The sequence below is a fragment of the Paenibacillus sp. ACRRY genome (assembly GCF_022346995.1).
Lineage (GTDB): Bacteria > Bacillota > Bacilli > Paenibacillales > Paenibacillaceae > Paenibacillus.
The window spans coordinates 522,331-546,632 of the sequence record NZ_JAKRNM010000004.1 but is presented as its reverse complement, the minus strand read 5'-3'; the positions used below and the strand labels follow the sequence as shown (position 1 = coordinate 546,632).

Here is a 24,302-nt window from a genome sequence, read left to right as displayed (position 1 = left end):
ACCGATACCCCCTTCTTCCACAGCCACTTTGCATTGTTGCCTATCCCGGAGAATGCAGCATCCTTTACCGATACCCCCTTCTTCCACAGCCACTTTGCATTGTTGCCTATCCCGGAGAATGTAGCATCCTTTACCGATACCCCCTTCTTCCACAGCCACTTTGCATTGTTGCCTATCCCGGAGAATACAGCATCTTTAACCGATACCCCCTTCTTCCACAGCCACTTTGCATTGTTGCCTATCCCGGAGAATGCAGCATCCTTTACCGATACCCCCTTCTTCCACAGCCACTTTGCATTGTTTTCAATCCATGAGTCTTTGTTTTTAGCTTTTTTATTCCAATTATATCCATTATAATAACTTTTTTGATTTGCCGCAGTAGCTATTAATAAACCTGTTCCTTTAATAAGTTTGACTAAATTTTTATTTTTTTTTATAAAATTAGATTTATTAATTTTACTCATTGTATTATCATTTTTAAATTTCGTATTCTTAGAAACAATTTTATGAATTGTACTTATAGCAGGTGAGCTAAAAACTTTCTTTTTATTGGATTTCCCCATATAATTCCTCAACCTGCTAAATGATTTAATACCATCACTAACTATATTTTCAAACAAACTAGATCACCTCCATTGGCCTTTATTCTTCTAGAGCACCTTCTAATTCCTCTTCCGAGAACGCAATCAACAGCGAGCGTTCGCCTCGTGGTAAAGCCCAAAACTCTCCGGGACGAAGATGGTGACGAACCCACATGTGATACAGGAACGTGGTCATCCCGCCGGAGTGAATCAGTTTTTTAGGTCTTCAATCTCCACACCGAAGCCGGATAGCTCCAGCACCTTGTCGCCTACGGCATCCAGTTCACCCGCAAGCAGCATGCGGCGAACTGCCTGTTCTCCACCAGACAGCTTCATGCGGCCTGTGATACGGTTATCTCCCCATCCGGACAGTTCCAGACCGCGGACATTCATTTTCACCGTGGCTTCGGAGATCAGCAGTGCGTTAAAGGTTTCTGTATCTACCTTCTCCTCGGTACGGCCCTTGGTCGTTTTTCGGATGGTACAGCGTTCGCGGATCTGATCCACTTTGGAGGAGGTCAGTCCACGCAGGGTCAACAGCAGATCCAGGCGCTGAATGCGCACATTCTCTTCCGGCAAACGTTCTGCCGCTTCAAACAGCTGATCCAAAATCTGTTCTTCGGACATATTTTCATTCATACTCATAAAGCGCAATCTCCTTCTCATTTCACAATTGGGTAACTCATCTCAACAATTAGGGACAACAAATAGACTGAGATTCTCTCAGCCTGGATGTGTGTCCCTATCTTGTAAAGTTAACTTGCTCATCTGCTCGATCAGACAAATTTCATTATAGATTCTGTCCAAATCTTAGTTGGCAACAATCGGATTCAACAATTCAAACCCTTCAAACGTAAAGCCCGTTTCCTCCGGTACTTCCTCACCCGCTGTCCAGTTTGCGAGCTGGATTTTGTCCACCATGCAGCCCTTCAGCAGAACACTCTCGTGTCCATACGATTCTGGATCGTCCAGCTTTGAGATGATTTGGAACTTGGTGAACCCGCGCTGGATCATGTCGGAAGTAACCTTGTAACCTGTCATGGTGCCTGTTCCTTTTTTCGCACCATTTTTGTGAACTTTCCAGTCATTGCCGACCAGATTCAGCTCACGTTTTTCAATCTCCACACTGGCTTCCAGCTTGTTAATATTCGTCTGCCACACCCCATCCATATGCAGCTGACCATGGGTACCGAGAATAACTCTTGATGCATCCAACATGTACAATTCCTCCTTGGGATCTTTTCAAATGAAAAAACAAATTTAACTCATAACTAAACTAAGCAAAGCTCTCGCCCTGCTCTTCTACACTACTTATTGCACGTAAAATGTACCAAACAACTGCTCCATCACATCGGTCAGCTTCACATTCCATTGCAGGAATACCTGATCAGCCTCCGGTTTCAGGATCGGGGCTGCACCATAATAGGCTGGGTCGAGAATGACATCATATCCCTCAGCCTCAATCACATTACTCTGTGCGAGCAGCGCAAGATAGGTCTTCATTGCACCGATCAGCGCCTGGCGACCCTCCTCGGTATTGTTTACTTTCCCGATATACGTATCTTCCGCAGAACGCTGCAAGTCTGTGTTAATCGCATCCATCACACGAATGGAACGGATTTTTTTCCATGCGTTATTTTGTCCGGCAGCAGGAGTCACGAGTGTGTTTACACCGCGAAGCGCCTTCACCTGGCGGCCATCATGGAAGAAAATAAATACGCCATTCTGTACTGCCTGCTCCTGTTCCGCACGAGTCCAGCGACGAGTGACGTCATCGAACGGAGTAGGTGCATACGTTGTGGATTCATTCAGACGTTGTCCAGCGATGAGACCCGCGACATAAGCGGATGTTTCCGCCGAACTGTAGTACGCATCCCCTAGACGCACACCGGTACCCACATTGATCACACCTTCGTGATTCAATGTCAGTGAACGGGCGGCTGCCTTCTGTGCAGCGGTTGCAGATGTATCATCTGCGATCGAACCGCCAAATACGGCCATCACCGGTTTTCCTTCGCTACGCACACGCTTTACCCAGGCCGCGAAGCTTGCCAACATAGGCGCATCGGCCGCATGATCCAGTGCCAATACGTCGAATTGCTCGCCTTCCAGTGCACCCTGAACCGCAATATATTCCGCGTTGGTCAGATCATCGTTACCGCTGGAACCACCTTTGAAAGCCGCACCCGACACGGTCGCAACCACACCCGTACCATCACCAATCGCTTGAGCCGTTACCCACTCATTGCGCTCATCCTCATTGATCTGTTTGGCTAGAGATACTGCCGAGATATCTGCGGTCAGGAGTGCATACAGCATCCGGTTCCCTTCAAACAGACGCACTTCATGCTTCGTATTATCAATTACACCCGGCTGAATGGTGACATAGAATCCGTTCGCACGATCTCCCGGATACTTGGCATCCAGCTGTAGTACGTCCGCATCGCTGCTGTCTTTCATCGTTAGACTGGCTGCTTTTGCCGTGGCTCCTGCTACCCGATAGGCGAGCAACTTCTTAGGACCACCCAGCAGAGCGAGCTTCAAGGACGTATAGGCTGTCCCATTTTCCAGCGCATGTGCGGAGAAAATACGTTCAATCGCCGCTTCGCTTCCGACTTCCACAAAGGTTCCCACTGGACCCCAGTTCGCCTTGACCGGAATGACAACCGTTCCCCGATTGCCCGCCTGAATGGCTGAAGATGCTGCCGCCTGAAAATTCATATATAAGCCCGGAAGGACCGGACGATTCGTTTGCTCCCATGTTCCGCCTGCCATTATCCCTTCACCTTCGCTTTCATAAATTGGTTGATTCTTACTTGTGTTTCCTCAATGGAAAACGTCTGCTGCGCTGCTTCGTACAGCGCACCATGCAGCACCTCTGCCTTAACGGCAAAGAGGGCTTCCGCATGATTCATCAGTTCCGCCCGCGTATATTGCGGGTCTGCCGGCTTGCTTTTTTTCACGGTGCTTGCCATTGCCACTTCACCTCATCTTTAAATTACACATTCTTTTCCACCCTAGGGATGGTTCCTTGCCATTCATGACTATTCGATTCCCTTACTGTGATGAATCTCGCGGATCAATGGCACATCCGTCCCCGGACGACGAGATCGCTGCTGCAGCGTCAGATGGATCTGCCCGTTCAAGTAGGCACCTGCCTGCAAATCAGCTGAAACCTCCTCCACCGTCAGGTACCGGGTATCCTCTGTATTCGCCAGAGCAATACGGGTCTGTACAGCCAGTTGTTCAACCAGACGTGTAACGGTATGACGGGTGACTCCCTCACTTGCAGCCACAACATGTCCCGTCCACTGCTTTCGCATCTCCAGCGCCGAAGTGCCCGCTGCAGCTGAACTGTAACCCGTCAATCGCCATAGCACAGAAGGCGTCTCATAACCTCCAGGCCAAACTTCGCCATACACGGACCATTCGGAACCGAGCGCTGACTGTGTCCAGTCTTGAAGCGCAGCCATCCAGAGATCCGGTGTACCTGGAGCAGTATGGTCATCGGTTGATTCAGGAATATACATCCCGAACCGCAGACTTCGCGTCATCATGCCTGATCCGGCGTCCACCCGGTCGCAGTCGGATGAACCGAAATAGATACAGGTAAACGCTGCACCCTTCTCATCCTCCAGCCTAACCTGATGAAGTCCTTTTACCAGCTCCGCGGACCAGGTTTCCAGCTGTTCTGCTCCTCCATCTTCCGGGCGAACGTACGGAGAGATTTTAATAATTCGTCGGTACCCCGCCCAAGCAGACTTGGGTACTTCTTCAGCGAAAGCAACGACCGCACAAGGCACTGTCAGAACCTCACCCTGTGCAGGCACATCCAGCACCCGGCCTTCCCATGCCGGAACGAGTGCTGCAAGCTTTTGCTTCAGCGTCTGTCTCACAGCCACACTCATTTGGTTTGCCCCTGTGGCTGCAGTGTTTGTTTCACTTTGGATAGACACATTCATTTCGCCCCCTTCAGCTGCAAGTCTGTCATCTGCTCGCATGATGCAGCGGCCATGCGGCAGTGCCGTACTCCCCCTTGTTCTCAGTGACTGAGTAAATGATAACTACCGAGATCAATGCCGGACACGAATCACCGCATCAAAAAGACCGGCCTCTTGGCCGGTCTGTACATAAGCGTATGAGCTTTCGGTGTGTGTCCGTTTGCGATTGATCCGATAATATAATCTTACACCCTTTTCTCCCTAGCGCGGACGGCGAATCGGATGACTTCCGTGTAGTTTAGGGAGTGTCTGGGGTGGAAAAAAGACGAGTCCACGTTTCTCACAATAAGATGAACTGAAGCATTTACACGAGAACGAAGAGTGCAGAATCAGTCTGGAGAAGCAGAGCGGTCGCGTTTATCACCGGATTTTTCCCTTTAGAGAAGGGAATCACAAAAAGCCGGGGATAACAGTGATCGTAAGATGATTCTGCAATCGTAGTGGTCTAGTGTAAAGTTTATAGGTTCACATTATTTCAACGTAACTTGCGGACTCAATGTAATTTCAAATGCACGTCCCCAGATGAAATCCGGATTGGCATAGTCGAGTGCAGCATGGCAATATTGCGCATACAACACATCGCAGTCGCGGATCTGGTTTATCGCCACATTACCTTGAGCAAAGGCCGTTTTGCTTGCGAGACCCGCGGTGTACGTCTGCATCAGATCCCGAAGCAGCGTCTGCAGGTGAGCATAATCTTCCTCGGAATTGAACAGCACCATATTCTGGTCCGCAAGGGTAGCCACATTGGTATAGAGCGCGTGTGCTCTGGAGTACGTGCGGATATCCGCGATCGCTACAGCTTTATAGTAGTAATCTTTCAGGAACCGTTTGAACAGCAATGATCCATGCGCATCCACAGCTTCGTGAAGAGCAGAAGCGCGCTTTTCTGTGGTGACAAAAGCATATCGGGATTGTCCCATGCCTACGGCAAGGCCAATCTTGTTCCCCGGTGTATTCCAAGCGCTGTAACCAAGTACCCGGCCGGTATATGGACTGTTCAGCAGGGCTTCCGCTACATCCACATTCGCTGGTCCTTTTCCGACAAAATCAATCAGCACCGCCGGCAATCCTTGCTCACTAATGCTCGTCAGCCGTTCAACCGCGGCTTGGACCTGATCCAGCGCCGTAATCGCAATAATCTCGATATCCACACCTGGTTTTGGTCCCAGCTTTCCTGATGGCCTGTTGGTCATGCGATCCAGTTCCGAGGACATGTCAAGCGAAGTAGCTCCCTCAGCATCTCCTGGGTAAGCCGCATCCGCTACCAGCACCCCGCCTACAATATCAATATGGCGAGCTACATTTTCGTGAACGTCCATATACTCATAGGTATTAATAATTGTGGAGCCGTGAGGGCCGTAATAATTCACAGCGTAACGTGTTTTTGCGCCGCCTCGCAGCAGCTGATTCGCCATCCGCGCCACAAGGGCATGACCGAGACCGTCCGCATCCGGAAGGATGATGGCCCGTTCGGGATTTTGTCCGTCAGTTCCCCCCAGCCATTCGTTAATTCGTGCTTCAACATAGTTAATCTCGTTAATCTGAACCCCCTGTGTATTCGCATCGTCGACACCTACAGCAAGGAAATCAATGTATCCTTTGCGGGCCAACTGATCCAGAATGTACAGGTTTGTTTTGAACTTGTGCTGTCTGGTGTTGTAGTACTGCTCTTTTTTGAAGAAAGTCGTTTCACCATACTCCACACCATCTGGCGACAGGTTGTAGCCGTTAATAATGTCCTCAAACTCGGTATAGGCCTGACGCGGCTGCTGCATGAGTGCACGGGACTCGTTGTAGGCGTCGAGCGCAAGGCCGTCTGCAAATGAAGTGGTCGCCAGACGCATTACCGTATCCATGACATATACCGGTTTGCGTGGATATTTCTCCTTGATGACTTGAATCACATTGAGCAGACGCGTCGTTTCTTCATCGTAGTCCGGATAAGCGTCTCCTCCGTCTTCCCGTAGCTGACGACTGCCAATCAGACCGCCATAGGCGAGCATATCAGATGAGATAATGAATCCATCGACTTGGGCAGCATGCTGCAGAATAAACGTATAAATGTTGGTCGGAATACCATACGTAGGTGCAGATGTGCCAAGCAGTGTTGTGCCTTCTGTCATTTTTTCCGAATCGAGTCGGTTTTGAATATCACCCAGGTTCGGCGTAACGATATGGATGCCTGCTGCCTTCCCTTGAACAATGACGTCATCCAGGTTAGCCGGGCGGTCATCCAGTGGAACATACAATACGGTTTTCATATCATGTAACCTCCTGTTTATTAAATTCTGTCTTACATAAGTACCCGATTAGAGCAGGCTCACCATCACCGCATCAAAAAACCGGCCCCCAGGCCGGCTGTACATTAGCGTATTTGCTATCGGCTGTGTCCCTTGCTGCTAATCCGATAATACAATATTACACCCTTTTTCCGGCTCTGCTGACGGTGAAAGGTACGGTTTCCGTCTGATTGTTGTCGCCCTCCGGGAGGTAAAAAGTCGGTTCCAAGTGATCTCTGTTACGATCATAAGGCTTATCCTGTTTATCCTTGAGCTCTGATCTTGTTAAAACCAAAAAAGAGCACCAGCCATTTTAGGCAGTGCTCTTCATCATTTATATGTTTGTTATCGCATAACATGCATTCTTAAATGCCCTGAGCGATTGCCTTAACATTCTATTTTTAAGCAATAATGTACCGGAAATTCTCCCAGCTCTCCGGGAACGAATTGCCGTTTCTTGTATGATGATAGAAGCTGAACGGAAATTTGAACACATGGCCTGCGTTCCAATCGCGGGAGCGACGATCGGTGAGCCAATATTCCAGCTCGTGCGGCAGAGCCGTCGAACGTTCGGCAGGAACCAGCGGCAGCACGTCGACCGGAGATTGCAATGTCCACTGTCCATCTTCACGTACCGCTTCCCGGCTTAATCGTAGGGCCTTTATCATCGTCAGGAACGGTGGAATTCCTTTGTGGAACAGTGCCGGATAACCCAGCTCATGCAAGATATTGAGTGCATGGCCGTAGGTCAGCATATGACCGATCAGATCATGATGGGACTCGGCCTGATAGATCGCTGGGAACGCTCCCAGCTCATCCAGAATCAACCGGGACAGCTGCTCCGGTCCATCAATTCGAGGAAAATCATCGGTATCATCTATCTGCAGACTGCGGATTTCCTTAATCGTTGTGTTCAGCCACGATCTTCCCGGTATGGTCTTCTCAAACGAATCGATCAGCTCCACCATCCGTTCGATATCCTGCTCTGTGCCCCAGCCATCCAGCTCGCGAATGGCTTTCAGCGTAAGGGCGCCATAGATTGCCTGGTGTCCAACCCAGTGAAGTTCTCCAATCGTACGATCCAGCGCTTCTGTGATCCGCGCCTCGGCTTCTTCCCGTTCGAGTATTTCACCACGGGCAGATTGCGGCTCCTGATCCACTCCATGCTTGCGAAGCATGGCTTTCGCCTCTGCGGTAACACTTCCCGCCGCAAGGGACGACAGACGATTTTCCCGAACCCAGAAATAAGCAGCAATCGCTCCTGCTCCATAGTGGGCATGCCACAGGTCACCTGTACGCTCCCGACTCGAAACGATGACCCTCAGACCCTCTTCCAACAAACGTCGATCCATAACGTCATCACTCCTTCACCGAAATTAACTTCATAACACCATGTTTACATGGTGTTTACTTCTATAAAATGAATCAAATCGTGCATATATGCCCGTTTCGCTTCCCAGATTCAATCATTTACCCAAACTGTAGTCTGCCGACACCATGTACGACAACTTCGAGCGGGAATCGTTGTGCCTTTTGCTCCGAGAAGAACCAGATCCGTTGCTTTTTCACCACAATAAACAGGCCACTCACGTCTCCTACCGGGGCAAAGGTTCCACTTATCGCTCCCCATTGGTTTAAGCCCATTCGCTCCAATTCTCCCACCGTGGACAATACATCATCCGATACAAGCCCTACCTCGCACACTTGCAGCAGATCCTCCGCCGAGAAAGGGCGTTCACTCTTATGATGGGTATTGTGATGAGCAATCAGCTCCAGAATGTTACCAGCAGGATCCTCGAAATAGAGCGAATGGGAATTCCAATTCTCTGAAAAGGTTTCATCCGCTCCGTCCTGCGTACTGAGCTCTACCCGTGCCGCTGCCCAGGCTTTGGCCTCCTGAAAACGATTTTCCGGAATCATCCAGGCAAAGTGGTAGAAGGGCTCATGCTCCGTCTCGCTGTGGACAAATATCATTCTTGTGCATCCGATCTGCAATGTGAATGAAGAATCGGAGTCAGCGACAATCTTCAGTCCGAGTGTATCCCTATAGAACTGTTTAATCTCAGCCAAACGAGATGTGTGCAGCTTCACTTCTTCAAATAGCATCTGACTGCCTCCTCTCGATCACGCCCGTCCGTGCATCTTCTCCCATGTACTCCATGGCACCATACCCAGCTCCGGCTTCGCTTCATCCGGAAGCATGGATATGAATTCAAGAGAATGACCATCCGGGTCCGTGAAATATACCGATACAGCCGGCATCCAGCCGAATACATACAGCTCACCGATATCATCATTAAGGAAGTTGTGCGTCGTAATCCCTTTACCCTCCAGATAGGTGACAGCATGCTTCATGTCCTCCAGCGATACGTGAAAGGCAAAATGCTGCCGCTGCACCAGCTCCGGTTCTTTTTCCCACAGCCCCAGCATGGCATTCCCTACTCCTCCAATCCAGTAAAACGAGTTACCGCGTTCCTTCTGCCCGTAAGCATGTGGCAAACCGACAATCTGTTCATAGAAATGATGTGATCTCTCCAGATTCGTTACATTCAAATGTGTTTCAAATATGCCTTTAATCATGTGCATTACCTCTTTCTCAATTTCCGGATGATTTCCGTGCAGATGTTAATGTCTGGGCCAGGCTCAGGAACGAACCAATCACTCGCTGAATCCGGTCCTCAATATCCTGGCTGCCTTCGTATTCCTCATATCCGTCAAAGGTTGCTTCAAACCGCCTGCGCTGCGCACCCCCAATGGAAATCCACTCCTGTGCATTAATCCCATGCAGATTGCGAACGATGGCCTGCAGCTGCAAAAGAGAACTAACCCCCACCGCTCCTCCCGCAGAGCTGATTGACAAGACCGGTTTGCCGCTAAAGTGAGCCTGACTCAGATGATCCAGTGCATTTTTGAGCACCCCGCTGATGCTGCCGTGATACTCTGGCGTGGATAAAATAATGGCGTCTGCCGCGAGCATGCGTGAGTTTAGTTTTGCCAGGTTATGATCCTCTGCCTGCTTCTCATCCGGTGCGTAGAATGGAACGGGGGTCTGATACAGATCAAACAGGCTCGCTTCATGCCCCTGGTTGCGCATGACTTCGACCGCATATTCCCCCAAACGTGTACTGGTTGCATTCTTTCGGTTGCTTCCTGCCAATACGATGATCTTCATCTATGTCACACTCCTACCTTTTTTTGGTTGGTATTCCATGATCAACCTTCATCTCTTCTGTCTCTATCTTACCTTGCTTCTTCTTCCATATCGTCAGCAGATAGACTTAACTTGCAGCACAAAAAACTCAACCTTTCGGTTGAGTTTCTACGACTTTAGGCTGAGAAGGAGCACGAATCGATCAGACCCAGCCGTTCTTCACGGCATGGATGGCTGCTTGCGTACGATCGGCCAATCCCAATTTATCCAGCAGATGACTGACATGTGTTTTTACCGTTTTCTCTGTTATTACGAGCTGAACCGCAATCTCCTTGTTGCTGAGTCCCTGTGCAATAAGGGCCAATACCTCTTGCTCGCGACGGGTCAGCGCATCCAGACTCGGTGAAGTTTCTTCCCTTGGCAAAGGCTGCTTAAGCTTCTCATAATCCTGAACTTTCCCGTATGCTGCTGAATCTGTGCGTACAGTATCCTGCGCTTCTAACTGTATGTCAGATGAAGCCATTACATGCATTAACTGACCAGCCGCGGCAGGATGAAGCTGGGCCTGTCCTGCATGCACATTCCTTATCGCCACGGCAAGATCCTCGGGTTCAATATCCTTCATCAGATACCCTTTGACCCCAGCCCGCACGGCAGGAATAACGTGATCCTGATCCGAAAACGACGTGAGCACAATAATGCGAATTCCAGGCAAAAGCATGCGCAGGCGTCTGGCAGTCTCGATCCCGTCCAGCACAGGCATATGCAGATCCATGAGCACCACATCGGGCTGCAGCTTCTCTGCCTGTTCAATCGCCTCCTGCCCATTGGAGGCCTCGCCCACCACTTTCATATCCGTCTGCGTGGACAAAAACACATGCAGTCCCCGTCTAACCATGGCATGATCATCTGCGAGCAAAATCGTAATCGGCATGTTGTGTCTCCCCCTGACATTAACCCAATTCGGACGGGAGTGGAATAACTACCCTTACCGATGTTCCCTTGTGGGATGAACTTATAAGATCCAGCTTGCCTCCCAGCGATTGCGCCCGCTCTCTCATAATGGACAGACCCAGCGAACGGGCAGGCAAGGGTTGCTTTCTTTTGGCTCCACCTTTTCCCCGATCCCTAACAATGAATACGGCTTCGGTATCACTTAACTGGAGAGTGATATCTGCCGCTGTAACCTCCGCATGTTTACGTACATTATTCAGGGCTTCCTGTCCAATTCGCCATAACCCCTCTTCTATATTGCGAGGCAGGCTGCGCATGCCGGTTCTGTTAACGACGACCTGCAAACCCTGGCTCGTACCATACTCCTGAAGTGCACTTAGCAGACCAGATTCGAGCCCTGCGGGCCGAAGCTGCATGATCAGCGCACGCATCTCCTTCAGAGCTTCTTGGGATAATGAACGGATATCTCTCATGGCTTCAGCCGCCGGATGCAGCTCCGCTGTACCAGACAACATGCTCTCTGCTCCCTTGGCGGTCAACGAGAGCGAGAACAAGATTTGGTTTACCGAATCATGCAGATCCCGAGCCAGTCGGTTTCGCTCCTCCAGACGGGTTAATTCACGACGCTTATCCACGAGCCTCAAACTTTCCCAAGAGGCTGTAATATGTTCTGCCACCGCATCGATCACCTCCCGGTCTGCCTGAAGAGTATCCATTTCCGAACCAAGCTGTGCGACCAGCACGGCTGTTTCCCCAGGAGGGCTGAGTGGTATGGCAGCAGCCAGACCTGAAGACATAACGGAAACGGGCGACATTATGACGCAAACCTGAGTCAATTTTACCATCTCGTCTGCTGATAATATTTCGGCGCGATGTGATTGAATCACACGTTGTAGTAAGCGATCCGTCTCCGGCGGTATCTCGTTAACTAGCAATGAGTCTTCCAGGTCACTGGAATGCGCCGTTTGTACGCTTAAAGTTCCACTTTTTTGAGCTATCAGGGCGACAAATGGCCATTCGTAATGCTGTCCAAGCAGCTTGACCACCATCCTGGCCATATCGTCAGCATTGCTGCACTCGTTCAGTTCCAGTCCCAGTGCTCTGCTGAACTCTCCCAGTCTGGCATACTGATCCGCTCTTCTCTGCTCCGCGCGGTATAATCGCATGCGCTCCATGGCACTTCCGATTTGATAGGCTACGGCCTGCAGAAGCGCCAGCTCCCCTTCACTAAAATGCTCTTTGCCTGGTGCGGCGACATTGAGCAATCCTATCATTTTCTCACCCGATCGCAGCGGAACCGTTGCATGATGGGTGATGTCACGCGTGTCTCCCCATTGATGCTCCGTAGCATCCTCAAGCCGTTTGCAGTTAATAATGTTGACGGCATTATCGAGTCTACCATCCCGGAAACGGTTTACACACCAGCATGTTCCACAGCGCATGGGCTCCTTGTCTTGATGAAGCAGAGCCGGCGGCAGGTTATAGTCTGATACACATGAATATTCTCCGCCCTCACGAATGAGAAACACCCAGCCTGTCGTAAGTCCCGTCAGCTCCAGCAGCTTGCCTACTACCGTATCCAGCATGGGGCTCAGATCATTAGACGTGTTCAGCGTCTCCGCAATGGTTTTCAGCGTGTACATTTCCTGCATTCCGGAATCTTGCGGCATGCGGATTTCTCTCCTTTATTCCATCGAAGTGTTGTTGTTTCATTATTGTATACAATCATTTCAGGAGTTTAAAGGATGAACTTCCAATCGTTTTAACCGAGCTTTTGGCGGCTCTTGCGGGATATGGACAGCGGCTCTACATTAATCAGTCCCCGATCAGATAAGGCAAGGGCCATTTTATAGAAGGCACGAGTTCTGATTTTGGTATACGTATCCTTGCTCACCGGCGGATCAAATACATGGTTGTACACCTTGTAATCAAACACGTCATCATCTTTCAGGTACCGTTCACAAACCAGTACCCGCTCCTTCTCACTCAGACGAGACACGATGTAATCAATTGTATCGCAATACGCCTGACGCGCACGCTGTACATCTACGTTGTAGATCGCCGTTCTGGCGGTTGAATCCCCTGTGACATTGGTAGGCCCATGGAAACGCTCCGTGTAACTCGCCGTGACCATGACCTCACGTTCTTCAAAGGCAATCGTTTTATAAATCCGGTATTTCTCCAGCGCAGCTTCCACAGCCGTTTGCGTTTTGCGTCGATCCAGTTCAGGCAGCAATAATTCCATATTCATTCTCCTCCTTAAAGGTTTGGTATAAAAGCGAAACACGCTAGCTTCACTTCGTTTATGAGTGTTTACAGTCTGATTAGAGAATAACGGCCATTGTCCAGGTCTCTTGCGTTGCCTTTTGGAATAACTTCCGCAGGGCTCCATACCTTGAGGCTTCCGGTTTCCAGTACATACAAACCGTTCGAATTTAATGTTATGTTCGTATCTTGTTCGTATTTCTATTTGAGGATACCACTTATTGGAGATTGGAGTAAACCTTCATTTTGGGTCATTTTGACGATAAAATAAAACCCTCGCTCCTATTTTCTATACCTTTTGGCATAATTGTTTCAATTCCCTTTACCTAATGGTATATATACGTTATAGTACAGATAATTACAGATCCCTCGTATAAAGATGAATTTTTATAGCTTAAGATGGTTACCACTTCACCGTTAACGGAGAGGGCAGAAATAACCTGAAGAAGCGTTAGCGGTCACGTTTATCACCGGATTTCTCCCTTTAGAAAAGGGAATAAGGAAATCTGGGGATAACAGTGATCGGAAGGTTGTTCTGCCAGCGGAGTGCCCCGGTGTAAATAGGATTTCTTAATCTATTATTCAGTTACTTATACGATTAAAAGGAGTTGGCATGAATTGTGGAGCACGCTTTTGGTCCTTATCTGAAACAACTGCGGGAACAGCAGAGCTATAGCATCAATCAGCTCGCCGAAGCAGCAGGAATCAGCAATTCGCAAATTTCACGCATTGAAAACGGAGTCCGCGGTGTTCCGAAACCCGCCACGATCCGCAAACTGGCAGATGCCCTCTCCGTTCCCTATGCCGACATGATGAAACAGGCAGGGTATATTGAGGCAGCAAATGCAGTAAACGAAGCTCACGACATTCCCGAATGGGCGACGTACAAAGACCGGCGTGATTTCAAGAAGATGCTTGAGGACGAAGATGATCTGATGTTTGACGGAATTCCACTGGATAACGAGGACAAAAAACGAATCAAGGATGTGCTGACCGGTCTGTTCTGGGAAGCCAAACAGATGAACAAACGCAAGAAAAACGATGAACCGGACAGCCGCCAATGAGGCATGGAAAGCTGATTACAATGAAGCAGCAGGTGAGATGATATGGATGACATGGTAACAAAGCTGATTCGAAAACACCGGACCAACTGCCCCTTCAGCATTGCCAGAGCCATTGGAATACAGATCCGTTTCACCCATTTGGGCAAGTCTACCAAAGGGCTGTATTTCCGCAAGCTCCGCCGCAGATTTATTGTCATTCACAGCGAACTTCCGCCGGAATGGCAGCGGTTTGTATGTGCTCATGAACTTGGACACGACCGATTACACAAAGGCATCAATCGTTTCTTTTTGGAGGAACACTCCTATTTTGCTCCCGGCAAGCTCGAAAGACAGGCCAATCGTTTTGCCATTCAATTATTGACCTCAGGAGTCATGCCGGAACCTGATGAATCCCTGGAGAAATTCTGTTTACGGACAGGACTGCCGCGCGAAGCGCAGCATTTTTTTTACTCCATATAAGAACATACGTTTCATTCAAATGGATATTAACTTTATTTTTCATACAGTCGATCAGATGTCACTTTCAGGTTACCTATTTTTACGTAAATCACGAGATTTCCTAATCATAGTCTGCTAAAATACACTTTGAGCTGTGCGAGAGCTCAGGCAGATCATATTTTTGGGAGGGTACAGATTCATATGAAAATCTGGAAGACTTACGTTTCACTTCTGCTAACGGCTTGCTTACTGTTTGGCAGCGTAGGAATTGCGGCCGCTGCAACGGATACAACTCCGGGCACGGGTACACACATTACGATTCTACATACGAATGACACGCATGCACGTGCAGTTGAAGCTTCACCTGCAATGGGCTATGCCAAAGTGGCAGGGATTGCTGACAAATACCGCAGCGAGAATCCTAACACCCTTTTGCTTGATGCAGGAGATGCTGTGCATGGTACGACCTTTGCAACACTCGTAAACGGCGAGAGTATCGTCAAAGTCATGAATGAAATGGGCTACCAGGCGATTGTTCCGGGTAACCACGAATTCAACTACGGCTCCGAGCACCTTGTTGAGCTTGCGGACATGATGAATTTCCCAATGCTGAGTGCCAACGTGAAGAAAAAAGACGGAACTCGTCTTTTCGATCCCTATCTTATTAAAGAGGTTGACGGTGTCAAAATCGGAATCATCGCACTGACTACACCTGAAACCATGTACAAAACGAATCCGAAGAATGTTGAAGGTCTTGATATTACAGACCCAGCTGCGGAAGCCAAAATTCTGGTGAATGAAATCCGCAGCAAAGTGGATGTGGTTGTTGTTCTGGGACACCTTGGACAGGATGCTTCCAGTACAGACACTAGCTTCAAAGTGGTAAAAGAAGTTCCGGGTATTGATGTATTCATCGACGGACACAGCCACACGATCCTGCAGGATGGTCTCGTATCCGACAACGGAACATTGATCGCGAGTGCTGGAGAGTACACCAACTTCGTAGGTGTCATCGATCTGTGGGTAGACGGTGGCAAGGTAACGAAGAAACAAGCTACGCTGATTGATGAAACAGAAGCCAAAGATATTAAACCGAATGAGAAAGTAGCAGCACTCGTGAACTCCATTCAAAAAGAGCAAGAACCTATTCTTAAAGAAGAAGTAGCCAACACAGCGATCCTGCTTGATGGTCAACGTGAACAAGTTCGTGCTGGTGAGACAAACCTGGGTGACCTGCTCGCAGATGCCCTTCGTGACGTCAGCAATGCAGATATCGCACTTACTAACGGCGGCGGTATCCGTGCTTCCATTGAAAAAGGTATCGTAACCAAAGGCGACATTATCACTGTACTTCCTTTTGGTAATCAGGTTGTAACGCTTGATGTAAAAGGCTCTGACGTTCTGGCAGCCCTTGAAAACGGTGTAGCCTCCTACCCGGAACCAAGTGGTGGTTTCCCGCAAGTGTCGGGCATGACGTTCAGTATCGATACTTCAGCTGCTGAAGGCAGCCGTGTACATTCTGTAATGATTGACGGCAAAGCCCTTGATCCGGAAGCTACGTATACGCTGGCTACGAACGATTTCACAGCCGTTGGCGGTGACGAGTACACCATGTTCAACAAATACACCATCTCCGGCATGTACGGTGCAATGGACGAAGCACTGATTGAATACATGCAGAAGCTTGGCGCTGTGGACATCAAAACAGATGGCCGAATCAAGGAAGCAAAAACACCTGCAGTTGAACCGGAAGCTCCAGAGGCAGAGACACCGGCTCCAACTACACCGAAGCCAGAAACGCCAAAACCGGTAACACCAAAACCAGAAACACCATCGAAACCGACACCAAACAAACCAGCTCCTGCCAAAGTATATGTTGTAAAATCCGGAGACTCCCTGTACTCCATCTCCAAAAAATACAACACAACCTGGCAAGCGCTGCAAAAGTTGAACAGCATCAAAAATCCTCATTGGATTTATCCTGGTCAACAACTGAAACTGCCTGCTGCTTCTTAAGCCAAGCAATATTCGAATAGTGTGACCTGCTACACAGATCGATTGAATCAGAATGGAACTGTGGAGCAGTAACGGAAAAAGGGTGTTCCTCAAGCCAATCTGGCGGAAGGAGCACCCTTTCTGCTTCTTATTTCATAAGCAACCATTTATCTTTCCTTTATGAGTTTTACAGGCAAAAACGATCAAATTACCTTTGCAGCAAAAATAAATCCACAAACCCACTCTATCGTACACACTCTCTCTGAGTCCCTAATGGTGAACTATAGAAAATATGCGCATAATTGCCACTGTTGCGCGATTTATTCATGTTCCAGACGAACAAAATATTCTAAAAAGCATTGCATATTTGCACGTATTTGCATACTGCAGCCTATTGTACGGTACGCATACTTTTCAAAAGGTGAATATACAAAATACAGGCTAGTAAAGAGTAGTCATTTTGTACGAGATTATGCAGATAACTCTGTTAATTCATATGTCTATAGGCCTTGTTTTGATGCGTTATTCCAAAATATACAACAAAAATGGAGTATCGCATAATATGCGGACCTATAGAATATGTCCCTCCACGACACGAATTCACAGTGTACTGATCATTCGGGCGAATGAGTTTTTCTACGATCTAGAGCACTCCCTTGGCATGAGTTAACGCCTCTTCCACACTCATGCTAATCCGCTTGGCTTCCCCTTTACTGGCAAGCGTGTGGGACCCTAATTCAACATTCCGTTCTGCAGCGCCCCGGCCAACCACGATCTGTACAGGCAGACCAATGAGTTCTGCATCCTTGAACTTAACTCCGGGACGTTCATCCCGATCATCCGTCAGCACCGTGTATCCCGCATCCTCTAGCTGTTGTTCAAGTTCCAGGACAAGCTGACGCTGCTGCTCATCTTTCCAGTTTACGGGGATCAGGTGAATCTGATAAGGCGCAACGGCTGCCGGCCACCTTATTCCGTCCTCTCCAGCATATTGCTCGGCAATGGCAGCCATTAGACGAGACACTCCAATACCGTAGCATCCCATCACCGGGGCACACTGACGACCATTTCGATCCAAAAATGAAGCGTTCATGGCATCACTATATTTGGTTCCCAGTTTGAAAATGTGACCTACTTCAATGCCTTTGGTGAATACAAGCTTGGCTCCACATGTAGGGCAGTTATCCCCGTCAGCCGCGAAGCGAATTCGCTCTACTTTGTTCAAGGTAAAATCAACCCCCGGACGAACACCCGACAAATGCATGTCGACTTCGTTCGCGCCGGTAATAGCACTTCCCATCGCAGCCACATCCGCGTCCACGATGATTGGCAGATCCAGACCGACAGGCCCCAGGAAACCGACCTTCAAATCCGAACGTTTTGCCAGCGCTTCTTCGTCAGCCAGAATGAGTTCCTCTGCACCCAATACGTGCTTGAGCGCAATATCATTTACTTCATGATCCCCGCGAACAAGTGCAGCTATCAGTTGACCATCCGCTTGATAGAGCAGTGTTTTGATAATGTGCTCGGGTCCTTCACCGACGTAGGAACTGAGTTCGGAAATGGTGCGGATGGCGGGCGTATGGATTCGGATTAGCGATTGGTCCGCGGCATTGAACCGGGATTCGGCTGTACTCTGCGTCACAACTCCATTTGTCTGGTATCCAGCCTTCTCCAGATTCGCAGCATACCCACATTGCTTACAGGATACAATCGTATCCTCTCCCACATCAGCCAGTGCCATGAATTCGTGTGTTTCTCCCTGGCCGCCGATTGTACCTGCATCTGCTTCTACACGAATATATTCCAGACCGCAGCGCTCCAAAATACGTGAATATGCCTTATTCATCGCCTGATACGTATGATCCAGCTCTTCCCAGTCGGAAGCAAATGAGTACGCATCTTTCATGATAAATTCGCGTCCTCTTAGCAAGCCGAATCTTGGACGCCGTTCATCCCGAAACTTGGTTCCAATCTGATATAACGTGAAGGGCAGTTTCCTGTAGGAATTCACCTCATCACGCACAAGAGCAGTCACCACTTCCTCATGGGTTGGTCCGAGAGCGAACTCCCGATCGTGGCGATCCTGCAAACGCATCAGCTCAGGGCCGTACTGGCTGTATCTTCCCGATTCTTCCCACAGCTCTGCCGGCTGCATAATAGGCAGCAGTACTTCCTGACATCCAGCACGGTCCATCTCTTCGCGAACGATCCGCTCGACATTGAGCAGTATACGCCGTCCGAGCGGCAAATAACTGTATATTCCTGCTGCCAGCTGGCGAATCATGCCTGAACGAAGCAGCCAGCGATGTCCGGCTGCATCCGCTTCTGCTGGAGCTTCACGTAATGTTGGAACAAGCATTTCACTTTGACGCATCAATTCCACACCCCTTATCTTCCTGATCATTTTCGTAAAATGAGTGAATAAACAGCAAAAAGACACATCCGTCAAGGGACGAATGTGTCGTGGTACCACCCTTATTTAACTGCATGGTTACGTTCACTAACACGCACGGGTTCCCCCGGCATGCAGAACAAACGCCCCGTTCACTAGCAGGCAAAACGGGATCATACAGTCCTCAGAGGCGTAACGGGCCCAATCCGGCGGAGGTTGCAGCCTGCTGGCATTCTCTTCCGCAGCTCGCGAGGTGGGAATTACGAAGCAGCAACAGAAACCTCTCACCAAACGGTTTCCTCTCTGCTTGAAGCTGGCTGGCGCAATTATGTCCTCGCTAATCGCTGTTATCATTTTTGATCACATTAGTGCATTTGCAAGCAATTGTCAACTACTGCCTCACATGTGGATAACGGGCAGGAAGAATTCTGCGGGTGATGCTGACATCCCGCTGGCTTCCCTGTAATATAGAGAGATAGAGAACATGTATTATTGATAAAGGAGCTTGTCCTATGCCATATATTATCTATGATCTTGAATTTACGGTTAGCCGTAACGCCCGTTACTCTTCTGAAATCATCGATATCGGTGCGGTAAAAGTTACGGAAGGACCTGACGGATTATATGTATCCGACACGTTTCATACTTATGTTCGTCCCTCCAACAAGTCGGTGCTGTCCACCGACACCATTCAATTTACCGGAATTACACAAAAAGATATTGATGCTGCTCCTCTTTTTCCTGAAGCACTGCAAAACTTTATCGCCTGGATGGGAAGCGAAGTTTATTACATGTGTTCCTGGGGACCTGATGACCGCAGCAAGCTGATTTCCCATTGTCGTACACACCAACTTGACGTCGCCTGGATTACGAATCACAACGACCTGCAGCAGCAGTGGTCGCGAACCGTTCGCAAGGAAGGCAAATTCCGTCAGCTTGGACTAGCACAAGCACTCGAACTTTGCGGAATCGAGTTCGACGGCACCCAGCATCGTGCACTGGATGACGCTATTAATACCGCCAAAGTATTTATACATCAATTCGACCGCTTCAATCTGGAAACCAACTGTGCCGCTGATGATGAAGGCGTAGCTTCCAAAGTTGTCTATTCCAGCAACACAGAAGACGATGTGAAAGATTCACCCTTCGGTAATCTGGCTCATCTATTCAAAACCAATGAATAAGCTGTTTTATCTTTCCTCTTAATCATGCAAAAGAACGCCTGTCCACGCTGGCATTAGCTATACAACTGCTGCCAGCGTTCCAGGCGTTCTTTCATTAAGCTCCGGTATCCCTCTGGTTCAAGGATCTCTGCCTCTGGTCCATATTGACCAAGCCATCTCAAAAATTCCCGATCTTCACCCAAAATAGTCTCCAGCAGCAATGTCCCTTCTGGCTCCATTGTAAGAATGGGACGCACCAAAAATTTTTGCTGCTTTACATGTTCAACTACATCGCGGGAGAAGCGGATCTTGAATGCAATCCATTCTTGTCCTTGGCTGGCTTCCATCTTGCGGAAATGGGATTGCAAAAGAAAGTCATCTTTGCGAAATGTACGAGGCAAGATCCGTACCTTTTGCAGATTTCCTACTTCAAAAATCCTTAATGTCTCCGAAAGGTGGCAGTATGCCAACAAATCAAATCGGTACTCACGTGGAATCAAACAATACGGATCGAGACGTACCACTTTCTTCGTGTTTTGAGTGAAATATTCTGCCTCAATTGTGTTTTGTGACATGCCGGCTTGAAGCAAAGTTACCAGTGAACTGCTTTTCCATTCATCGCCGTCATTCTGCCAGGCAGGCTGCCCTGTTTTAAATAAACCGCCAATCTGCTCTGACCACTCTACCCGCTCCGTTTTGTTCTTTTGATTCGATGCAACCACTTTCTCGTATGCGCTCTCGAAGGCAGGCTTCAGATAAGGACGAATATCATCCATAACCTCCGCCAAATGTGCGAAAGCGTGAGCTTCCTCATCAGACCAATTTAGCGGATACATGGCAAAGTTGCTGATAAACATGTAACCTCTCCCGTGTCCCATATTGGCGATCGGAATATGCATTGCGCTGAGGGCCTCCATGTCGCGATATATCGTCCTTTCCGTTGTCTCGCATCGCTCGGCCAGCTCCCGGGCAAGGATTCCCGGTTTCGCCTGCACGAGAGTTATAATGCGCATTAATCGGATCAGTCGGTCTGTCATTTTGCCGGACCCTCCACTAAGTTGTCAAAAAAATCGATACAACTCCATCCAATGGTTAATTATGATATATAGTACATTCGACTCACTCTTTGTTTTCACCTTTAAATTCTATGTAGAAACATTCATTTTCATATCATTCTCAATAGTCCTTTGTCCCTATTCGCATAACATGGTTTTTCCGTGGCTATTGTACGCTCCACCATACGTGATTCCGTAGTGGTAACGCAGCTTCTCCACAATCTCGGCTTCTTGGTAATAATCCAGATCCTGCTTTCGGGCTGCCTCAATCAACAAGGCATCTGCATGCCTGCGAAGCAGATTGCTTCCCTCTTGTGCACGACCTCTTTCATAGGCCCGCAGGGCTTGTTTAAGCAACGGCACGGTTTCGCTTAATTTAATCGTCTTCTCCACCTTCGGGTCCTCAGGCTGCCTTAACATCCCCAGGTGGCTTGTATATTGAATATACAATTGCTCACGGCGCAGCAGTACTCTCTGACTCTGCTTCACTTTGCGTGTACTCCAGTAGGCAGAGCATATGGCTGCTTTTCCCGACACACGAGGGCCCATGGCAAATTCGAGGAGAATCTGCTTACTCTCCCCTTTGTATACATCGCCGAGCCGCAGAATAAAGCCGATATCGGTCTCCTTTGTTCGGCAGCCATAAATCCCTTTGAGTTCAATTCCAAATTCCGGTTTGAGCAAAAGTTCCATGTCTCTTGACACAATTTTAGGTGCTACTTTCCTAAGTCTTTTGGCAGGGGCCCCGTAACGCCATTCCACCATCATATATACGGGGTCGGCCCCCCCTGTCGGTATGGCCTCTCTGTTCCACGAATAACATACTTCAAAGACTGAGTTCACTGGTAGTCTCTCCCCCGATTTATGTGTATTATCTTATAAGTTATCAGGGTGAATGGACACTATATTGTCACGGAACATATGTTCGTATAATATTTTTACATTAAAATGTTTTTACATCCCTAAATCCGTCTAAATCCGACACAAAACGACGAAAAAGCCTGGCGATATGCCAAGCTTCCCCTCTCCATATTTATGACAAGTCCCAACTTACATGGTGGGCTGATTCATTCCCATTTCTGTCATGGATGCTGCCCATTCCGGTTCTCTCACAGGCGCGTAAGTCACGCTATCAATGATTAGTTTACGCCCAATTGGTTCTCCATTTACGGTAATCATAATCGTTTTGGTTGGTGTCGTTTGCTCTGTCGTGTACATATATTTCTTCTCCTTTATTCACGATCTTCTTCTAAAATCGGATATATTATTATTTATTATTATTTTCGTCATTGTGAATGGTAGCACCCGGAACCGGGGTAATGATATATGTTCAAACTGTCCGCGCGCTGCCTTGAACGTATATTACCCTGTTAAACACTGAATTAAACAAATGATCCGTCCTGAAAATTTGCAATGTACTGAACCCAACGTCCCCCTTTTGGCGTATAATGTAAGAGCCGTATTTCAACAAATGACGACGAATTCGGCAGACGAAAAACCTCACCGAAAGAAGGTGCCAATGATGCCAAAGCCCATGAAGGGTCATTTCATTCGGGTGTTATTCACCACATGCATTTTATTTACCGTTACACTGTCATCTACAGTAAGTGCAGCTAGTGCCAATATATTCTCTGACATATACAGCGGGTGGGAACGCGTTTCCGAGCTCCCTGGTGAAGTGAACGCCCTGCAAGAAAGCTACCAGCAGACGCTGAACCAACTGAATGAAACTTCTGCTCAATTGGGACAAGCCCAGGCCAATGTTGAAGCATTCAAGGCCCAGAATGAGCAATTAATAGAACAGAACCAGAAGCTGACCGATATGGTCACGAAACTGCAGGAAGATCAAGATGCCAAAAATGCCACGACCAAACGAATCCAAACGATGATTATCACCGTGATTGTCCTCATATTAGGCTATTTTGTTCTGATTCGCGTGATGCGCTGGGGAATGCGTCGTCGTTCGGGCCGAGCATAAAAGAACAGGAGCAAGCATATGCACATACACCTGAACACTGCCGAGGCTGGCGGAGCTGGACAAGTGGTAACCTTCTCGCTGGTCCAGGATGATCGGCTTCATATTTTGCATCCACAGCAGATCGTTGCCTTTCGCGGATCGAGCGGCAGCCGCCAAGACAAGTTCATGAACATCTCAGGCATGGTCCGCAAAAAAAAGCTGATCAAGTCCGAAATCACCGGACCTTGCCAATTTGTGGCTGCACTCCCTCCCGGATTTACCATGAAAGAAGTGGAGCTTACCGAGGAAAGTGATTTGCTGTACGATTTTCGGCATCTCTTCTTTTACTCGGATGGAGTGACCATGCATACCAAGATCCAGAAGATCAAGAACATGCTGATCACTCAGGATGCTGTCAAAATGAAATTTTCAGGCAAAGGCAAGATTGGACTGTTAACTCAAGGCCAGGTCTGCCAGCAGGAACTTCACCCTACGGCCCCGCTGTACGTGGATGCAGGCAGCATCATAGCGTATCCCGAGAATGCCAAGCTGGAACTCACTGTGTATGGAAATAATCTCGCCAGCCAGCATATGAACTACCACTGGAAAATGACGGGACAGGGCTCCGTGCTCTTTCAGGCAGGACGGGAGAATAGCAGACTCGAACGGGACCTGAATGATGAAGGACTGTTCAAACGCATCCTTAAGGAAGTCATTCCCTTCGGCAATGTAATCATTAAATGAACCGCCCGGTGATCCCCGCATGTATTACACATGCGGGGTAGTCACCGGGCGGTTTCGTGTTATAATGATTCAGACAATTGAAGAAGAAAATCCATGCCTCCTGGCATGGGAGAGGTTCGCGAACTCCCTCTACAAGACTTGACCTTCTGCAGGTCGTTACAAGTCTTGCGTACACCGTGCATGACGTACGTAAAAAACTAAGGACACTTTTACCATGCTGTTTTTTTAGCAGCTTAAGGAAAGGTGTGTTTTTTGAT

The 24,302-nt window shown here is 48.5% G+C and carries 24 protein-coding genes; 6 read left to right on the top strand and 18 right to left on the bottom strand.

Annotation, left to right across the window (positions count from 1 at the left end):
• The 14 genes from MH144_RS18415 to MH144_RS18350 all read right to left on the bottom strand — a co-directional run.
• A partial coding sequence (locus MH144_RS18415; protein ID WP_239302717.1) for a hypothetical protein occupies positions 1-620 on the bottom strand: 620 nt, incomplete at its 3' end.
• A gap of 171 nt (positions 621-791) precedes the next feature.
• On the bottom strand, positions 792-1,226 hold the full coding sequence (locus MH144_RS18410; protein ID WP_095288941.1) for a phage tail assembly chaperone: 435 nt from the start codon (positions 1,224-1,226) through the stop codon (positions 792-794).
• 165 nt (positions 1,227-1,391) lie between these two features.
• A complete protein-coding gene (locus MH144_RS18405; protein ID WP_095288940.1) occupies positions 1,392-1,799 on the bottom strand; it encodes a phage tail tube protein in 408 nt (135 codons plus the stop codon).
• A gap of 93 nt (positions 1,800-1,892) precedes the next feature.
• Positions 1,893-3,356 carry a phage tail sheath family protein gene (locus MH144_RS18400; protein WP_239302716.1) on the bottom strand — a complete coding sequence of 488 codons (1,464 nt, stop codon included), beginning with the start codon at positions 3,354-3,356 and terminating at the stop codon, positions 1,893-1,895.
• A complete protein-coding gene (locus tag MH144_RS18395; RefSeq protein WP_095288938.1) occupies positions 3,356-3,556 on the bottom strand; it encodes a YqzN/YkzM domain-containing protein in 201 nt (66 codons plus the stop codon). The genes MH144_RS18400 and MH144_RS18395 overlap by 1 nt, the downstream gene beginning before the upstream one ends.
• A 69-nt stretch (positions 3,557-3,625) precedes the next feature.
• Complete coding sequence (locus tag MH144_RS18390) at positions 3,626-4,582, bottom strand: hypothetical protein (RefSeq protein WP_239302715.1); 957 nt, start codon at positions 4,580-4,582, stop codon at positions 3,626-3,628.
• Between the two features lie 470 nt (positions 4,583-5,052).
• A complete protein-coding gene (locus MH144_RS18385) occupies positions 5,053-6,846 on the bottom strand; it encodes a DUF4127 family protein (protein ID WP_239302714.1) in 1,794 nt (597 codons plus the stop codon).
• Between the two features lie 419 nt (positions 6,847-7,265).
• A complete protein-coding gene (locus tag MH144_RS18380) occupies positions 7,266-8,216 on the bottom strand; it encodes a hypothetical protein (RefSeq protein WP_239302713.1) in 951 nt (316 codons plus the stop codon).
• A 118-nt stretch (positions 8,217-8,334) separates the two neighbouring features.
• Complete coding sequence (locus tag MH144_RS18375; RefSeq protein WP_239302712.1) at positions 8,335-8,970, bottom strand: VOC family protein; 636 nt, start codon at positions 8,968-8,970, stop codon at positions 8,335-8,337.
• 18 nt (positions 8,971-8,988) lie between these two features.
• Complete coding sequence (locus MH144_RS18370) at positions 8,989-9,444, bottom strand: VOC family protein (protein ID WP_239302711.1); 456 nt, start codon at positions 9,442-9,444, stop codon at positions 8,989-8,991.
• A gap of 16 nt (positions 9,445-9,460) precedes the next feature.
• Positions 9,461-10,036 (bottom strand): NADPH-dependent FMN reductase, encoded by a 576-nt coding sequence (locus MH144_RS18365; protein ID WP_239302710.1) that lies wholly within the window; start codon positions 10,034-10,036, stop codon positions 9,461-9,463.
• A gap of 181 nt (positions 10,037-10,217) precedes the next feature.
• A complete protein-coding gene (locus MH144_RS18360; protein WP_275440168.1) occupies positions 10,218-10,949 on the bottom strand; it encodes a response regulator in 732 nt (243 codons plus the stop codon).
• A 19-nt stretch (positions 10,950-10,968) separates the two neighbouring features.
• Positions 10,969-12,639: a GAF domain-containing sensor histidine kinase gene (locus MH144_RS18355; protein WP_239302709.1), complete on the bottom strand. Its 1,671-nt coding sequence runs from the start codon at positions 12,637-12,639 to the stop codon at positions 10,969-10,971.
• Positions 12,640-12,731: 92 nt separating this feature from the next.
• A complete protein-coding gene (locus tag MH144_RS18350) occupies positions 12,732-13,214 on the bottom strand; it encodes an ArpU family phage packaging/lysis transcriptional regulator (protein ID WP_095288928.1) in 483 nt (160 codons plus the stop codon).
• Positions 13,215-13,851: 637 nt separating this feature from the next.
• On the opposite strand from MH144_RS18350, the gene MH144_RS18345 reads away from it, so the two are divergent.
• From MH144_RS18345 to MH144_RS18335, 3 genes are all read left to right on the top strand, one after another.
• Positions 13,852-14,298: a helix-turn-helix domain-containing protein gene (locus tag MH144_RS18345; RefSeq protein ID WP_239302744.1), complete on the top strand. Its 447-nt coding sequence runs from the start codon at positions 13,852-13,854 to the stop codon at positions 14,296-14,298.
• A 42-nt stretch (positions 14,299-14,340) separates the two neighbouring features.
• The gene (locus tag MH144_RS18340) at positions 14,341-14,757 is read left to right on the top strand and encodes an ImmA/IrrE family metallo-endopeptidase (protein ID WP_239302708.1); all 417 of its coding nucleotides are present in this window, start codon (positions 14,341-14,343) and stop codon (positions 14,755-14,757) included.
• A 180-nt stretch (positions 14,758-14,937) separates the two neighbouring features.
• The gene (locus MH144_RS18335; protein WP_239302707.1) at positions 14,938-16,752 is read left to right on the top strand and encodes a 5'-nucleotidase C-terminal domain-containing protein; all 1,815 of its coding nucleotides are present in this window, start codon (positions 14,938-14,940) and stop codon (positions 16,750-16,752) included.
• A gap of 622 nt (positions 16,753-17,374) precedes the next feature.
• Here MH144_RS18335 and MH144_RS18330 read toward each other — a convergent pair.
• Positions 17,375-19,108: a proline--tRNA ligase gene (locus MH144_RS18330; RefSeq protein ID WP_239302706.1), complete on the bottom strand. Its 1,734-nt coding sequence runs from the start codon at positions 19,106-19,108 to the stop codon at positions 17,375-17,377.
• A 530-nt stretch (positions 19,109-19,638) separates the two neighbouring features.
• Between MH144_RS18330 and MH144_RS18325 the strand changes: the two genes are divergently transcribed.
• Complete coding sequence (locus MH144_RS18325; RefSeq protein WP_239302705.1) at positions 19,639-20,310, top strand: 3'-5' exonuclease; 672 nt, start codon at positions 19,639-19,641, stop codon at positions 20,308-20,310.
• 53 nt (positions 20,311-20,363) lie between these two features.
• On the opposite strand, the gene MH144_RS18320 is transcribed toward MH144_RS18325, so the two are convergent.
• The 3 genes from MH144_RS18320 to MH144_RS18310 form a co-directional block, all read right to left on the bottom strand.
• Complete coding sequence (locus MH144_RS18320) at positions 20,364-21,326, bottom strand: helix-turn-helix transcriptional regulator (RefSeq protein WP_239302704.1); 963 nt, start codon at positions 21,324-21,326, stop codon at positions 20,364-20,366.
• Positions 21,327-21,482: 156 nt separating this feature from the next.
• On the bottom strand, positions 21,483-22,187 hold the full coding sequence (locus tag MH144_RS18315; RefSeq protein WP_239302703.1) for a hypothetical protein: 705 nt from the start codon (positions 22,185-22,187) through the stop codon (positions 21,483-21,485).
• Between the two features lie 207 nt (positions 22,188-22,394).
• Positions 22,395-22,562, bottom strand: coding sequence for a hypothetical protein (locus MH144_RS18310; RefSeq protein ID WP_167301686.1), 168 nt, complete (start codon positions 22,560-22,562; stop codon positions 22,395-22,397).
• Between the two features lie 304 nt (positions 22,563-22,866).
• On the opposite strand from MH144_RS18310, the gene MH144_RS18305 reads away from it, so the two are divergent.
• Both MH144_RS18305 and MH144_RS18300 read left to right on the top strand, forming a co-directional pair.
• Positions 22,867-23,322, top strand: coding sequence for a hypothetical protein (locus tag MH144_RS18305; protein WP_239302702.1), 456 nt, complete (start codon positions 22,867-22,869; stop codon positions 23,320-23,322).
• 18 nt (positions 23,323-23,340) lie between these two features.
• Positions 23,341-24,045, top strand: coding sequence for an AIM24 family protein (locus MH144_RS18300; protein ID WP_239302701.1), 705 nt, complete (start codon positions 23,341-23,343; stop codon positions 24,043-24,045).
• Positions 24,046-24,302 lie beyond the last annotated feature (257 nt).

Coding starts and splice junctions, on each gene's coding strand:
- MH144_RS18410 (WP_095288941.1), bottom strand. CDS start 1,226: ATGAGTATGAATGAAAATATGTCCGAAGAACAGATTTTGGATCAGCTG.
- MH144_RS18405 (WP_095288940.1), bottom strand. CDS start 1,799: ATGTTGGATGCATCAAGAGTTATTCTCGGTACCCATGGTCAGCTGCAT.
- MH144_RS18400 (WP_239302716.1), bottom strand. CDS start 3,356: ATGGCAGGCGGAACATGGGAGCAAACGAATCGTCCGGTCCTTCCGGGC.
- MH144_RS18395 (WP_095288938.1), bottom strand. CDS start 3,556: ATGGCAAGCACCGTGAAAAAAAGCAAGCCGGCAGACCCGCAATATACG.
- MH144_RS18390 (WP_239302715.1), bottom strand. CDS start 4,582: ATGCGAGCAGATGACAGACTTGCAGCTGAAGGGGGCGAAATGAATGTG.
- MH144_RS18385 (WP_239302714.1), bottom strand. CDS start 6,846: ATGAAAACCGTATTGTATGTTCCACTGGATGACCGCCCGGCTAACCTG.
- MH144_RS18380 (WP_239302713.1), bottom strand. CDS start 8,216: ATGGATCGACGTTTGTTGGAAGAGGGTCTGAGGGTCATCGTTTCGAGT.
- MH144_RS18375 (WP_239302712.1), bottom strand. CDS start 8,970: ATGCTATTTGAAGAAGTGAAGCTGCACACATCTCGTTTGGCTGAGATT.
- MH144_RS18370 (WP_239302711.1), bottom strand. CDS start 9,444: ATGATTAAAGGCATATTTGAAACACATTTGAATGTAACGAATCTGGAG.
- MH144_RS18365 (WP_239302710.1), bottom strand. CDS start 10,036: ATGAAGATCATCGTATTGGCAGGAAGCAACCGAAAGAATGCAACCAGT.
- MH144_RS18360 (WP_275440168.1), bottom strand. CDS start 10,949: ATGCCGATTACGATTTTGCTCGCAGATGATCATGCCATGGTTAGACGG.
- MH144_RS18355 (WP_239302709.1), bottom strand. CDS start 12,639: ATGCCGCAAGATTCCGGAATGCAGGAAATGTACACGCTGAAAACCATT.
- MH144_RS18350 (WP_095288928.1), bottom strand. CDS start 13,214: ATGGAATTATTGCTGCCTGAACTGGATCGACGCAAAACGCAAACGGCT.
- MH144_RS18340 (WP_239302708.1), top strand. CDS start 14,341: ATGGATGACATGGTAACAAAGCTGATTCGAAAACACCGGACCAACTGC.
- MH144_RS18335 (WP_239302707.1), top strand. CDS start 14,938: ATGAAAATCTGGAAGACTTACGTTTCACTTCTGCTAACGGCTTGCTTA.
- MH144_RS18330 (WP_239302706.1), bottom strand. CDS start 19,108: ATGCGTCAAAGTGAAATGCTTGTTCCAACATTACGTGAAGCTCCAGCA.
- MH144_RS18325 (WP_239302705.1), top strand. CDS start 19,639: ATGCCATATATTATCTATGATCTTGAATTTACGGTTAGCCGTAACGCC.
- MH144_RS18320 (WP_239302704.1), bottom strand. CDS start 21,326: ATGACAGACCGACTGATCCGATTAATGCGCATTATAACTCTCGTGCAG.
- MH144_RS18310 (WP_167301686.1), bottom strand. CDS start 22,562: ATGTACACGACAGAGCAAACGACACCAACCAAAACGATTATGATTACC.
- MH144_RS18305 (WP_239302702.1), top strand. CDS start 22,867: ATGCCAAAGCCCATGAAGGGTCATTTCATTCGGGTGTTATTCACCACA.
- MH144_RS18300 (WP_239302701.1), top strand. CDS start 23,341: ATGCACATACACCTGAACACTGCCGAGGCTGGCGGAGCTGGACAAGTG.